This window comes from Marinomonas flavescens (genome assembly GCF_004352835.1).
Lineage (GTDB): Bacteria > Pseudomonadota > Gammaproteobacteria > Pseudomonadales > Marinomonadaceae > Marinomonas > Marinomonas flavescens.
In genome coordinates this window covers 40,681-53,730 of record NZ_SJSB01000022.1, presented here as the reverse complement: position 1 = coordinate 53,730, position 13,050 = coordinate 40,681, and the positions used below count along the sequence as shown (strand labels likewise).

At 45.1% G+C, this 13,050-nt stretch carries 9 protein-coding genes and 1 pseudogene; 3 read left to right on the top strand and 7 right to left on the bottom strand.

Going from position 1 to position 13,050, the window contains the following annotated elements; genetic code table 11:
* Positions 1-242 precede the first annotated feature (242 nt).
* A pseudogene (locus E0D70_RS16305) lies at positions 243-1,013 on the top strand (HipA domain-containing protein); the annotation flags it as partial.
* 1,026 nt (positions 1,014-2,039) lie between these two features.
* Here the strand turns inward: E0D70_RS16305 and E0D70_RS16300 are convergent.
* The 6 genes from E0D70_RS16300 to cbiB form a co-directional block, all read right to left on the bottom strand.
* On the bottom strand, positions 2,040-2,372 hold the full coding sequence (locus E0D70_RS16300; RefSeq protein WP_133013331.1) for a DUF1904 family protein: 333 nt from the start codon (positions 2,370-2,372) through the stop codon (positions 2,040-2,042).
* A 10-nt stretch (positions 2,373-2,382) separates the two neighbouring features.
* Positions 2,383-2,838 (bottom strand): DUF2914 domain-containing protein, encoded by a 456-nt coding sequence (locus tag E0D70_RS16295; RefSeq protein WP_133013330.1) that lies wholly within the window; start codon positions 2,836-2,838, stop codon positions 2,383-2,385.
* A 196-nt stretch (positions 2,839-3,034) separates the two neighbouring features.
* The gene (gene gpt / locus E0D70_RS16290) at positions 3,035-3,529 is read right to left on the bottom strand and encodes a xanthine phosphoribosyltransferase (protein WP_133013334.1); all 495 of its coding nucleotides are present in this window, start codon (positions 3,527-3,529) and stop codon (positions 3,035-3,037) included.
* A 167-nt stretch (positions 3,530-3,696) separates the two neighbouring features.
* Positions 3,697-4,215 carry a bifunctional adenosylcobinamide kinase/adenosylcobinamide-phosphate guanylyltransferase gene (cobU, locus tag E0D70_RS16285; RefSeq protein WP_133013329.1) on the bottom strand — a complete coding sequence of 173 codons (519 nt, stop codon included), beginning with the start codon at positions 4,213-4,215 and terminating at the stop codon, positions 3,697-3,699.
* Positions 4,212-5,270 (bottom strand): aminotransferase class I/II-fold pyridoxal phosphate-dependent enzyme, encoded by a 1,059-nt coding sequence (locus E0D70_RS16280; RefSeq protein WP_133013328.1) that lies wholly within the window; start codon positions 5,268-5,270, stop codon positions 4,212-4,214. Before E0D70_RS16280 ends, cobU begins: the two co-directional genes overlap by 4 nt.
* On the bottom strand, positions 5,255-6,208 hold the full coding sequence (cbiB, locus tag E0D70_RS16275) for an adenosylcobinamide-phosphate synthase CbiB (RefSeq protein ID WP_133013327.1): 954 nt from the start codon (positions 6,206-6,208) through the stop codon (positions 5,255-5,257). The genes E0D70_RS16280 and cbiB overlap by 16 nt, the downstream gene beginning before the upstream one ends.
* Before the next feature lie 97 nt (positions 6,209-6,305).
* On the opposite strand from cbiB, the gene E0D70_RS16270 reads away from it, so the two are divergent.
* A complete protein-coding gene (locus E0D70_RS16270) occupies positions 6,306-7,781 on the top strand; it encodes a cobyric acid synthase (protein ID WP_133013326.1) in 1,476 nt (491 codons plus the stop codon).
* 1,582 nt (positions 7,782-9,363) lie between these two features.
* Here the strand turns inward: E0D70_RS16270 and E0D70_RS16265 are convergent.
* A complete protein-coding gene (locus tag E0D70_RS16265; protein ID WP_240537175.1) occupies positions 9,364-10,743 on the bottom strand; it encodes an MATE family efflux transporter in 1,380 nt (459 codons plus the stop codon).
* Between the two features lie 269 nt (positions 10,744-11,012).
* Between E0D70_RS16265 and E0D70_RS16260 the strand changes: the two genes are divergently transcribed.
* Positions 11,013-11,927 carry a LysO family transporter gene (locus E0D70_RS16260; RefSeq protein ID WP_133013325.1) on the top strand — a complete coding sequence of 305 codons (915 nt, stop codon included), beginning with the start codon at positions 11,013-11,015 and terminating at the stop codon, positions 11,925-11,927.
* Positions 11,928-13,050: the final 1,123 nt, after the last annotated feature.

Here is a 13,050-nt window from a genome sequence, read left to right as displayed (position 1 = left end):
GCTTACTGCCATGGAACATCAAATAGAGACAACTGAAAGGACTCTTTACAGCATCCTTGCCGCGCGGAGATCATCCTGAAAAAGACAGAGCCTTCATCCTGAAGGCTTGAACAATCCCTTGCTCTCTGTCTACACATAACCCTAGACCAGCTTCTTGTTTTACGCCAATAACAAATTTAAAAAAGTGAGTTAATTTAAGCCTGTCTAGGTGGTGATGGCCTGACGTTTACGTTCAGCCTAAAGTAAGTATTCCTACCCAATTAAAAACGGAAAGAACCCTAGAGCAAAAAAATCTCATTGTTAAGTCTTACAATGAAGAGTTTCCGTTATTAACAGTAAATGAGTTTGTATGTATGGAAGCAGCCCGATTTTGTGGACTAGAACCCCCTAGAACTTATCTCTCAGACAACCAAGAGAACTTTGTAATCGAAAGGTTTGATATAAATGCAGATGGAACGAAGTTGGGATATGAAGACTTCACCACGTTGCTGAAAAAGCCTAACGAGCCAGACGCGAAATATTCTGGTAGTTATGAAACATTGCTTAAAGCCACTCAGATTTATACTAATTCACAAGAAGAGGTCGAAAAAGTTTACTCCCTTATTGTGTTTAATTGTCTGATAGGCAACGGAGACGCTCATCTAAAAAACTTTGCCTTACAATACTCACCGGACATGTCTACTGTATTTTCTTCTCCACCATTTGATATTACACATACGCTTATTTATGACACTATTGATAACAAAATGGCGTTAAAAATGGCTAATTCTAAAAGCTTTCCAGATAAAAATATATTATTAAAGTTGGCTGAAAGTCGTGGCTATAAAATTCGAAACGCCAAATTAATCATAGAGCGATTGGCTCAGGGCATACTTGACTATTTAGCACAGTCTGATGAAGTATTGCTGTTTGAAGGCCTTCGAGACTCAATTGAGTCAAGCATCTCAAGAGTGATGGCTGTAAACCCAATTAACAAAAAATATCGACACTCCTCACGACGGAAGTATGACTAAATTCCCTTATAATCTTTGTTGTAAAAGGTCTCATTGGTATTTTGGCATCACCGTTTTATTTATCGAGAGCCTTTAGATTAACTAAAACTGAGACTAATTTAAAATGACAATAATACGTTAAATTGCACGTTGAGCCCCTTCCCCGAGACAGAGATAGCAAGTTCAAAACCATCTAGATTTTCACAGGTGTCTCGTCTATTTGGCTGTATTAGCACAGTGGTCATTGGCCTAAAGACCAACCTACAAATGACAGGTCAAATACCAGTGCAGGTGATGTTTTGGTCTTAGGCTTAGGCTTAGGCTTAGGCTTAGGCTTAGGCTTAGGTATTGTGGGCTGGCCTTTAGGCCAGTAACTGGAGATTGTTTGAACCCAATCATCGGTTAAAGTCCAAATGACAGGTGATGTTTTGGTCTTGGTCTTTGTCTTGGGTTTTGTAGGTTAGCCTTTAGGCTAATAACTGGAGATTTTGCGTCTCAAACACGGGTTAAAGTCGAAATCATTGGTGATCTTCTAGTCTTTGTCTTGGTCTTGGTCTTGGGTTTTGTAGGTTAGCCTTTAGGCTAATAACTGGAGATGTGGCGTCTCAAATGTGGGCTAAAGTCAAAACAACAGATGATGCTAACTTGTTAAAAAATCACTTTAATCACAGGTGTCTCGTCTGTTTGGCTTTATTAGCACAGTGGTCATTGGCCTAAAGCCCAGCCCACAAGAACAAGATCATTTGGTTGTTGAAGGTTCACTTTGATCACAGGTGTCTCGTCTATTTGGCTGTATGCACAGTGGTCATTGGCCCCTCTTTTTTTTCAAGGTAAGCAGACCTGCAAATGACAGGTCAAGTTCAAGGTCAAGTTCTAGATCCAGTGCATACCCCCCTCCAACTCCCCCTTGAAGTTAAGGAGAGCTAGGTCAAGGGCGTCAAGATTCTCACAGGTGTCTCGTCTATTTGGCTGTATTAGCACTGTGGTCATTGGCCGCTTTTTTTCCAGGTAAGCAGACCCACAAAATCAAGTACAAAGCCTGATGCGTTAAAAATGCTCGCCGTTTTCGTAGTAATCCTTGCCCTGTAAGTCATGAAACAATACGGTAATATCTTGGCCGCTTGCGACTAATGGTCGTACTAATTCTTCAATCGTACCGGCTACTTGCGCTTTCACTTCGTCACCACGGTCGAACCAGAGAATATCAAAGAACGGATATGATGGAGATGCACCGCCAACGACTAAATAGGTGGTCGCTTGATACTCTAAAGTAAAATGAGAATTCGGTGTGTCGGTGATTTTGGCTAGGGTTTCTATCAGCTTGTCCGCGATAGATTCGAGATCTTCAAAGGGAAGACCTCGTACTCGTAAATGTGGCATGGCAATAAACCTACTCTGTTTTTTCTGTCTGCATGGAGGAGTTATCAGTACTTGAATCCGTATCGTCATCAACATACTTAAATGAACGAGAGGCAATGACTTTGCCATCTTGAACCACTTGAGCCGTCCAAGTGCCGTCGAAACCAGGCATTAAACGCTTACTTGACCACACCCTCCAACGATCGCCACCAATATCAAAGGGGATTTCAGCCATAACATCGCCATCTAATAACCAACGATGGCTCACTTGGCTACCTGACATATCACGCAAATCAGTGAAAAAATAAACACGCTGAATTTCACCGTACTCAACATGGATTATCTTGCCAATATCGTCAATCGGTTCACGATCAATGACATCACTCGCGAAAACGGCGCGGGCAACGGTCCCTTCCGCCCAAGCTGGCAATACGATGGCAAATGACATCAAGCCCGCTAAAATGAGTCGAAACAAAGTGTGACGCATAATGAGATCCTATACAGGGTAAGAAAAGTGCATCGGCATAGAAGATCACCATGCAAAATAAGATTGATATCTTAAACGTAGCAAATTTATAAGAGAAAGGAAGCGAGACTTTTGTAATAATTTACAAGCCGTCTCGCCTCTAGAGAAGCGTCAGTTTACTAAAGCTAATAGATAGGAACAAAGAATTTTAAAAAATTTACTTTCCGTGGCGGTCAGCAAGAGGCGTAGAGAAGGTATATTCCATATCCCAAGGAAAACGAATCCATGTATCTTGGCTAACTTCTGTGACAAAAGTATCGACTAATGGCTTTCCGGCAGGTTTGGCGTAAATCGTCGCGAAGTGCGCCTTTGGCAACATATCTCGAACTTTTTGTGCCGTACGACCCGTGTCCACAAGGTCATCAATCAAGATAAAACCTTCACCGTCACCTTCCACACCTTTTAGAACACTCAGCTCACCTTGTTGCATGGCGGCTTCACCGTCGTTTGATTTGTAACTAACAATACAAATGGTGTCGATTAGTCGAATGTCCATTTCGCGACATAAAATGGCTGCTGGCACGAGTCCACCGCGAGTAATGGCGATAATGCCTTTCCATGGTCCCTGTTCTAATAAACGCCAAGACAACGCGCGTGCATCTCGGTGTAACTCTTCCCACGATACCGGAAAGTTTTTCGAATAAGGGGTCATCATAAGCTCCTATGCTTAATAGTTCAGTCGCAATGTTTATCTTAGATACACGAAGTCGCCGCTTTTATAAGCGCCGATATTGGCTTCGAATAAGTCTCTAAGAAAGGGGTTGTGCCAAGATATCCTCAGATTTTAGGTAAAAAAACGAGGAAAACACAAAAATTTATTTAAGTAGGCGATTTTAGCGGCATTGGTAGTCCTGCTGCAACAAAAGTTACCCGTTCGGTCAATTTTGCTAACTTTTGATTCATCATGCCAATCTCATCTCCAAAGCGTCTCGCCATGGCATTCATTGGCATAATACCCAGCCCGACTTCACTGGATACGATAATTAACTCGCCTTCAAAGCGCTTCACTATCGCAAGAAATGCCTCCGTTTCTTGCTCGAATAGGTCTTCATCTTCTGAACACAACAAGTTACTGATCCATAAAGATAAACATTCAACAATCACCGCATTGCCGGTGTTATTAAGCTGCTGCAAGGTTTGCGCTAGCTTAATAGGCTCTTCAATAAGCGACCAGGACGCAGGACGCCTGCGCTGATGTTTACGGACACGATCCGCCATTTCATCGTCCCAAACCTGCGACGTCGCCACGTAATACACAGGGCTATCAGTTGCTAAGATACGCTCTTCTGCAAACGCACTTTTACCACTGCGTACGCCACCCAAGACTAAGTGCTTCATGCTAATTCTCGGCCTCCCGCTGATTTTAATAATTCGACTAAGGCACGATCTAATATTGCCATTTCAGCCATCGCGGGCAACGCGACCCGAATCCAACCATCGCCTAGACGAGTATGTATGCCTACTGTGTGTAACATCTCGAAAACATCCTGTGCATAAGCGCGGCTTTCTAATTGCCAAGTAATAAACAAAGGACTAACAAGGCTGTCTTGGGAGTCAAAAATAGTATTGAATTTCGGCATCACGCGGTTCACAAAAACCTCTCGACGCTGAGCCAGATGCTGTCGAGCTTGCGCTTGCCACGCCACATCGTCGAATGCAGCGCCCACTAAATACAAACTGGGCGTCGCCACAGGCCAAGGGCCCATAAGATTCTTAAGCGCCACTTGCCAATGCACTGAACAAAAGGCAAAACCCACGCGCGCGCCCGCTAAACCAAAAAACTTACCCACAGAACGCATCACAAACAGTGAATCTGGCCAAACGGAAAAATCGTTACCCTGCAGAAAGCTTTGTTCAGAAATCGGATCGATAAAGGCTTCATCTACCACCAGATAAGCATTCATAGACTCCGCTTTAGCCAATACCGCCTGCAAGTCATCCAAGCGATACAACTGCCCAGTAGGGTTATTAGGCTGAATGACCACCGATACTTGCCACGCTTGTTCCAACAGTTCGTCTATTGTGTGGTAATAACCAATCTCATAACCCCACTTCTGCCACGCAAAAGCATGCTCTTGATAACCAACATGCGGCACCATGACTTTTTTGTGTGGGAGTTTTTCTGCTAACAGCGCCGGCAAAGACTCAATAATATGCTGAGACCCAGCGCCAATGGCACTCGGACGAACTCCGTAATAACGTTCCGCTTGCGCCATTAACATCGCTTGATCTGGCAGCTCATTCCATAGGGCTGGATCCAAAGCAGGAACCGGCCAAGGCTCGCGATTACACGCAGAAGATAGGTCTAACCAGTTTAAGGCCTGTGCACCCACTTTGCGCTGCCAATACGCCAAATCACCACCGTGTTTCGGTGGCACTAAATCAAAATGCATATTAACAATCCCCACAAATACACGCTTTTATCCACTAACCAAATGGCTTTTTCTAAATGTTGTGGCGTTGGCGCATCACCTTCGCCTAAATCCGGTCGCGTTTCGATTTTACCAAAATACGGTGCTTCACCGCCCAGTTTAACCCCAAGCGCACCCGCTCCCGCGGCCATCACAGGCCCGGCATTTGGGCTTTTCCAACGAACCTCTTCTTTTCGGGCTGAACGCAACGCCCGCGACCAATCCCCACATAAGGCATAAGTGTAAACCACCAAACGCGCGGGCAAATAATTCAACACATCATCAAAGCGTGCGGCAAACCAACCAAAATACAATAACTTACGAGTTTTGTAACCCCACATAGCATCCAAGGTGTTCGCTAAGCGATACACCAAAGCACCGGGCGCACCCAAGATAATAAACCAAAAAATCGGGGCAAAAATAGCATCACTGCCGTTTTCTAAGACAGACTCTATGCCCGCTTTGGCAACATCAGACTCAGTCAAATTATCGGTGTCACGACTGACAATGCGACTCACCGCGAAGCGAGCATCTTCAAGTCGCCCAAGACTTAGTGGCGTCGCAATCGCCAGCGCATGCTCCCGCAGGCTTTGCCAACCGATTGAAAAATATAAAACAATGACCGACAACAACACATCTAACCCATCTGGTAGTAGCCAATACAAAAACAATAAAACCAGCAAACACGGCAATACCGCAGCACACCAAGCCAACACCCCCGACACTCGCTGATTAAACGAATCCGCGCTCAAAGGTTGCTGAAGAACATGCTGGCAGTAATCCACCCAGCGGCCGAACCAAATTAATGGGTGCCAACTTTTCGGCTCGCCGATAAGACGATCCAACAGCAATGCCGCCACCAATATTGTGGCTGTTGAGGAGAAAAATCCAAGAGAGTCATTAAAAATAGAGGTAATCATGGTTAAGCGTCTTTTTTTACGTAAAAAGGCATCAATGTCGAGTAGAATTGTCGGGGAGAATTCTACCACCAAATTGACTAACTACGTGATGACTTGCATGCCAGCTTTTAACTTAATGATTCAAGGAACGACGTCGGATGCAGGAAAAAGCACCCTAGTCACCGCCCTATGCCGATTACTCCAACGCCGCGGCATTCGCGTTGCGCCTTTTAAGCCACAAAACATGGCACTCAACAGCGCCGTCACCGCAGATGGCAACGAAATAGGCCGCGCGCAAGCCGTGCAAGCCTATGCGGCAGGGTTAGAACCGCATGTGGACATGAACCCGATTCTCCTCAAGCCAAATACCGACACAGGCGCGCAAGTTATCATCCAAGGCAAAGCCATTGGCAACATGAATGCCGTGGGTTATCACGAATACAAAAGCATCGCTAAAATAGCGGCACTAGAGTCTTACCATCGACTCGCCAACCAATACGACGCCGTTATCATTGAAGGTGCAGGCAGCCCAGCTGAAATCAATTTACGCGCCCGCGACATCGCCAACATGGGCTTTGCAGAAGCCGTCGATTGTCCTGTTATTATCATTGCCGACATCGACAAAGGCGGCGTATTTGCTCACTTAGTAGGCACCTTAGACCTACTCAGCAAGAGCGAACAAGACAGAGTAATTGGCTTTGTCATCAATCGCTTTCGTGGCGATATCAGCTTGTTGCAATCAGGATTAGATTGGCTAGAAGAACGCACGGGGAAACCTGTCTTGGGTGTACTGCCTTATCTAAAAGGCTTTCATTTAGAATCCGAAGACGCCGTCGCCAAGAGTCCACAAAAAGAAAACACTCAGACCACACTGCAAGTCGTGATTCCTATTATGCCACGCACCAGCAACCACACCGACTGGGATGCGCTACGCTTACACCCTGATGTGCAAGTTACCTTAGTAGGCGCAAACGAACCCATTCCACCCGCAGATTTGGTCATTCTGCCGGGCAGTAAAAGCGTGCAAGCGGATTTAGCCTTTTTACGCCAAGAAGGCTGGCACGAGTATTTACAGAAACACCTAAGATACGGCGGAAAAGTCATCGGTATTTGCGGCGGTTACCAAATGCTCGGCGAACGCTTATTAGATCCCCATGGATTAGAAAACAAAGACAAAAACACCGAATCTCAAGGCTTCGGCTTTATCCCGATGGAAACCGTGTTAGAAAAAGACAAACAACTGAAACAACGCCACGGCTCACTGCTATTAGCGAACTCCCAAGCCCAATTAACCGGCTACGAAATTCACAGCGGTGTTTCACGTTTTCACGCCAAGATTCAACCCTTAGCCACACTAGAAAACGGCCAACAAGAAGGCTTCATCTCACCAGACAACGCCATCATAGGCACCTACCTACACGGCCTATTCGACCATCCAGACGCCCTAACCACACTACTCACATGGGCCGGCGTAAAAGCAGCGAAAACCTTCGATTACAACCAACTCAAAGACCAAGAAATAAACCGCCTCGCCGACAGCACAGAACAACACATAAACATCGACAAACTCATACAACAATGCCGAAACTATTAACCCCCGCCACGTGAACCAACCAATTCATTTACAAGTTAGCCTCATGGGTAATGCCTTGGGTCTTGGGTCTTGGGTCTTGGGTCTTGGATTTTGGTCTTAGATCTTGGGTCTTGTAGGTTAGCCTTTAGGTTAATAACTCATGAATTGATGAAACCAACCATCGGTTAAAGTCGAAATGGCAGGTGATGTTTTGGTCTTGGCTCTTGTAGGTTAGCCTTTAGGCTAATAACTCATGAATTGATGAATCCAACCATCGGTTAAAGTCGAAATGGTGGTGATGGTTTGGTGGTTGGTCTGTTCATTTGTGGGCTGGCCTTTAGGCCAGTAACTGGAGATTGTTTGAATTCAATCATCGGTTAAAGTCAAAACAACAGGCGATGTTTTAGTCTTGGTCTTAGCTCTTGTAGGTTAGCCTTTAGGCTAATAACTCATGAATTGATGAACCCAATCATCGGTTAAAGTCGAAATGAAAGGTGATGTTTTGGTTTTGGATCTTGTAGGTTAGCCTTTAGGCTAATAACTCATGAATTGATGAAACCAACCATCGATTAAAGTCGAAATGGCAGGTGATGGTTTGGTGGTTGGTCTGTTCATTTGTGGGCTGGCCTTTAGGCCAGTAACTCATGAATTGATGAAAGCAACCATCGGTTAAAGTCGAAATGGAAGGTGATGTTTTGGTTTTGGTCTTGGTCTTGGTCTTGTAGGTTAGCCTTTAGGCTAATAACTGGATATTTGATGTCTCAAATATGGGTTAAAGTCGAAATGGTGGTGAAAAAAGAAGTCATGTTAATCACAGGTGTCTCGTCTTGTTGGCTTTATTAGCACAGTGGCATCTGGGCTAAAGCCCAGCCCACAAATGACAGGTCAAGATCCAGGGCAAGTTGGTTGAGTCACGTCAATTTCTAGACGTCGGGTCTTGTAGGTTAGCCTTTAGGCTAATAACTGGAGATTATTTGAATCCAACCATCGGTTAAAGTCGAAATTATGGGTGATGTCTTATGGTTGAAAACATCACTCTAACCACAGGTGTCTCGTCTGTTTGGCTTTATTAGCACTGTGGTCATTGGCCTAAAGACCAACCTACAAATGACCGGTCAAGATACAGGGCAAGTTGGTTGGTCTTGGTCTTGGTCTTGGCTCTTGTAGGTTAGCCTTTAGGCTAATAACTCATGAATTGATGAATTCAACCATCGGTTAAAGTCGAAATGAAAGGTGATGTTTTGCAGTTGAAAAAATCACTTTAATCACAGGTGTCTCGTCTGGTTGGCTTTATTAGCACAGTGGTCATTGGCCTAAAGACCAGCCCACAAGTGACAGGTCGTCTAGATTCTCACAGGTGTCTCGTCTGTTTGGCTTTATTAGCACAGTGGTCATCAGCCGCTCTTTTTTTCAAGGTAAGCAGACCTACAAATGACAGGTCAAGTTCCAGTGCAAGATCATCTAGATTCTCATAGGTGTCTCGTCTGGTTGTCTTTATTAGCACAGTGGTCATCAGCCGCTCTTTTTTCCAGGTAAGCAAAAACACAAGAAACAGTGCAGATGATGACGTGTGCCCTTGTGGGTCTGTGTATCTTCTTGTTACCTAAGCCACTTCTCTCTCGGAGAATATCCGTTTACCTTCATAGCGTTTAACCACAAATCGGAAACGCAAGATCAGAATCACGGCTAATAAGCTCAATCCAGCGCCTAGCCCAATATAAAAGCCTCGTAAGCCGAGTGCATCCGCCCAAGGGCTATAATGCGACAGCCAGTATCCAAATGGGATGCTTAAACCAAACAAAGAAACCGCAAACGCAATCATCGAGGATCTAGTGTCTCTAAAGCCACGTAGCGCACCGGTAAAGACGGTTTGTAACATGTCAGGAAGCTGATAACAGGACGACACCAGCAGAATGCTCGCGGCCATGGCGACTATCTTTGTGTCGCTGCTGTAGATAAAAGGAATCACGTTGTGGAACAGCTGCGTGATCGTAAAGCAAATGCCGACGTAGCCCAGACCCAACCAAACAATAACCCGCAGGCGCTTTCTCACCCCGGCAACGCCTTCTTTTGACATTGCCTTAGCCACCACAATCGCGGTCACCGCACTCATCGCCATCATAGGAGTAAACAACACAGACGTGTACGACATCACAACCTGTCCAGCACCTAAAGCAAGGTCGCCAAAAGACGAGATCAACCAGGTCATCGAGGAAAACAACGCCACTTCAAAGGTAAAAGCTAACCCTGCAGGGGCACCAATGTGCAGTAGCAAAGAGAATTTTTGCACATAGCGCCAGATTAATTTAGTGAACAAGGGTCGCTTATTAAAAAATCGATCGTAAACAAAAAAGAAGGTCACCGACAAATACAGAGACAGGGTCGATGCAATCGCCGCGCCACGAGCACCCATATCAGGAAAGCCCAGATTGCCAAATATCAGCACATAGTTAAAACAGACATTTAATAACAAGCCAGTGGATGCAACAAACAACGGAAAACCAGGGCGCCCAGCCGCTTCAAATAAATTCTTATACGCGGTCATTAAAGCCAACATCGGCAGAGCGGGCGCAAAGATATAAAGATAATCGACTGCAACGCGTCGTGTTTCTTCTTGAGTCGCCATCATCTGCGCAAAATGTGGCAAGATGGTCACAGTAATAATGCTAGCCGCTAGCCCTAAAATAATAGAGACACCAACCGCTTGGGACATATAAATATTCACCAATTTTGGCTGACGACCATGCAAATGCCGCGTAACCAAAGGCGTAATACCAAACGTCACCCCGATCAAGAAGCAGCCTACCGGCAACCATAAACTAGAGGCCAAACCAACGGCGGCCAAATGCGTCGCACTGTAATGCCCAAGCATGACGGTATCGACTAGGCTAATCGACAATTCCAACGTCATGGTCAGCACCATAGGCAAAAGCAGGTGTAAAACCTCTTTTAACACAGACGGAGAAGAAAACGCTTTTGCCACACTGCCACCACTTAATTATGTCAATCCAAGAACGATGCAAAATATAAAGAACGACTAAAAAATAAAAACGAAAAAACAAGTCCAATATTACGCGACGTAATTTAGCATTTAGGCCTTTACATTGCACTGAGACGGACCCATTTCAGTGCACAAAAGAGACGCTTTTATTTCAAATTAAGCCTTTTGTTTCTCCCCTACCTTGCACAAGCACTAAAATGCCGACAAAATGCCCACGCTTACTCATTTTCAACCTTAAGATTAGAAACAACATGACCGTTATTACCACCTTAGGCCCACTACTTATAGCCCTACTATTCGGATACTGGGTGAACATCAAATTCTTATCACCACAACGAGTCGCCGTCGGTCTAGAAAAACTGATCTATTTAATACTCGGCTTAATTGGCTTTAGTATCGGTGCCTTGGACAACCTCGCTCAAAAGCTCATCGTCGCAGGGTTTCAGGCCTTCGTATTATTTTCATTGGTTACTATCATTAGCTTGATCGCACTTTACTGCAGCGGCCTTCGATTTGGCGGCGCGCATTCAGAAAACCAAGTTGATGTGCCTCAAGCAAGCAAAATGCAGGCACTAAAAGACGCCGCGCAAACACTGGCTTGGGTTATCGGTGGGGTCATCGTGGGGTTTATCGGTAAAGACTGGGCCATGGGCGTGAACCAGGCCGTTACTGGGCTCTTATATGTACTCTTGCTGCTAGTCGGCTGCCAATTGAGACAAGGCAATCATCGTCTCAAAAAATTACTGCTAAATAAACAAGCCGTCATCATCGCCAGCAGCACCATCGTTAGCACACTATTCGCAGGCTGGTTGAGTTCTTTCATCTTAGGCCTAAGCTGGCACCAAGGCTTAGCCGTCGTTTCAGGATTTGGCTGGTACAGCCTTTCTGGCATCTTGATTACAGGCCTTGGCGACCCCGTACTTGGCACCACCGCCTTTTTATTAGACTTAGGGCGAGAAATCGTTGCCTTAATGCTGATTCCTTTCTTAGCCAAACGCAGCAGCCATATGTCCGTTGGATACTCAGGCGCCACCGCCATGGACTTCACCCTCCCCATGCTCAGCAAATTTCATGGCCCCGCCATCGTCCCCGTCTGCATCGCCAGCGGCTTCATCATGAGCCTACTCGTCCCCATCCTCATTCCATTGTTTCTAGGCATGCACTAAACCGCCTAGAAACAAACAAAAGGCCTTCAACACCAAAACATCGCCTGTCACTTGTGGGCTGGGCTTTAGCCCAGATGCCGCGGAATATATGAGCCAGTCACACGAGACACCTGTAGAAATCGAGATGGTCTTGCCCTTGACCTGTCACTTTGTCACTTGATCTGTCATTTGTAGGTCAGTCTTTAGGCTGATGACCACTGTGCTAATAAAACCAAACAGACAAGACACCTGTGATTAACATGACTCTATTTTTCAACTAACCAAACCATCACCTGTCATTTTGACTTTAACCGATGATTGAATTCAAACAATCTCCAGTTATTAGCCTAAAGGCTAACCTACAAAACCCAAGACCAAGACATCACCTACCTTTTGGACTTTAACCGATGATTAGATTCAAACAATCTCCAGTTATTAGCCTAAAGGCTAACCTACAAAACCCAAGACCAAGACATCACCTACCTTTTGGACTTTAACCGATGATTAAATTCAAACAATCTCCAGTTACTGGCCTAAAGGCCAGCCCACAAGGGCAAACCATCACCTACCTTTTGGACTTTAACCGATGATTGAATTCAAACAATCTCCAGTTATTAGCCTAAAGGCTAACCTACAAAACCCAAGACCAAGACATCACCTATCATTTGGGCTTTAACCGATGATTGGATTCAAACAATCTCCAGTTACTGGCCTAAAGGCCAGCCCACAAGACCAAGACATCACCTGCCCTTGAACCTGTCCTGTCACTTGTGGGTCTTTCACTTGTTGATCTTGGCTTTAATAGCAACACAAAAAACCGTTGGCCTTCACAGGTTTTACTACAACCCCCTCCTTAATTATGTCATTATTTCGTAAATAGGCATTGTAAAGACAAGAACTTGCGCAAACACCGTCATGCTTGTGTAAAACTCATTGTCGTACCAGAGGAACACCGCTTATTCTCGAACCATGTCTTATGCTTTGCAGAATTTAATATTCCGTTAAAGCAGAAACAAAGTGTGCAGGTGAAGGGGTCACTTTGGTAGAGAGTCCGACATAAAGTTGGCATAAATGCCCTACCTTATGTTAGAACAGTACTAACGGATCTGATCCTGCTCAGCATAAGGCGCATTAAATGTTTCAA

Bases quoted from the DNA above. Each gene is read 5' to 3' on its own strand.
- E0D70_RS16300 (WP_133013331.1), bottom strand. From the start codon at position 2,372: ATGCCACATTTACGAGTACGAGGTCTTCCCTTTGAAGATCTCGAATCT.
- E0D70_RS16295 (WP_133013330.1), bottom strand. From the start codon at position 2,838: ATGCGTCACACTTTGTTTCGACTCATTTTAGCGGGCTTGATGTCATTT.
- gpt (WP_133013334.1), bottom strand. From the start codon at position 3,529: ATGACCCCTTATTCGAAAAACTTTCCGGTATCGTGGGAAGAGTTACAC.
- cobU (WP_133013329.1), bottom strand. From the start codon at position 4,215: ATGAAGCACTTAGTCTTGGGTGGCGTACGCAGTGGTAAAAGTGCGTTT.
- E0D70_RS16280 (WP_133013328.1), bottom strand. From the start codon at position 5,270: ATGCATTTTGATTTAGTGCCACCGAAACACGGTGGTGATTTGGCGTAT.
- cbiB (WP_133013327.1), bottom strand. From the start codon at position 6,208: ATGATTACCTCTATTTTTAATGACTCTCTTGGATTTTTCTCCTCAACA.
- E0D70_RS16270 (WP_133013326.1), top strand. From the start codon at position 6,306: ATGCCAGCTTTTAACTTAATGATTCAAGGAACGACGTCGGATGCAGGA.
- E0D70_RS16260 (WP_133013325.1), top strand. From the start codon at position 11,013: ATGACCGTTATTACCACCTTAGGCCCACTACTTATAGCCCTACTATTC.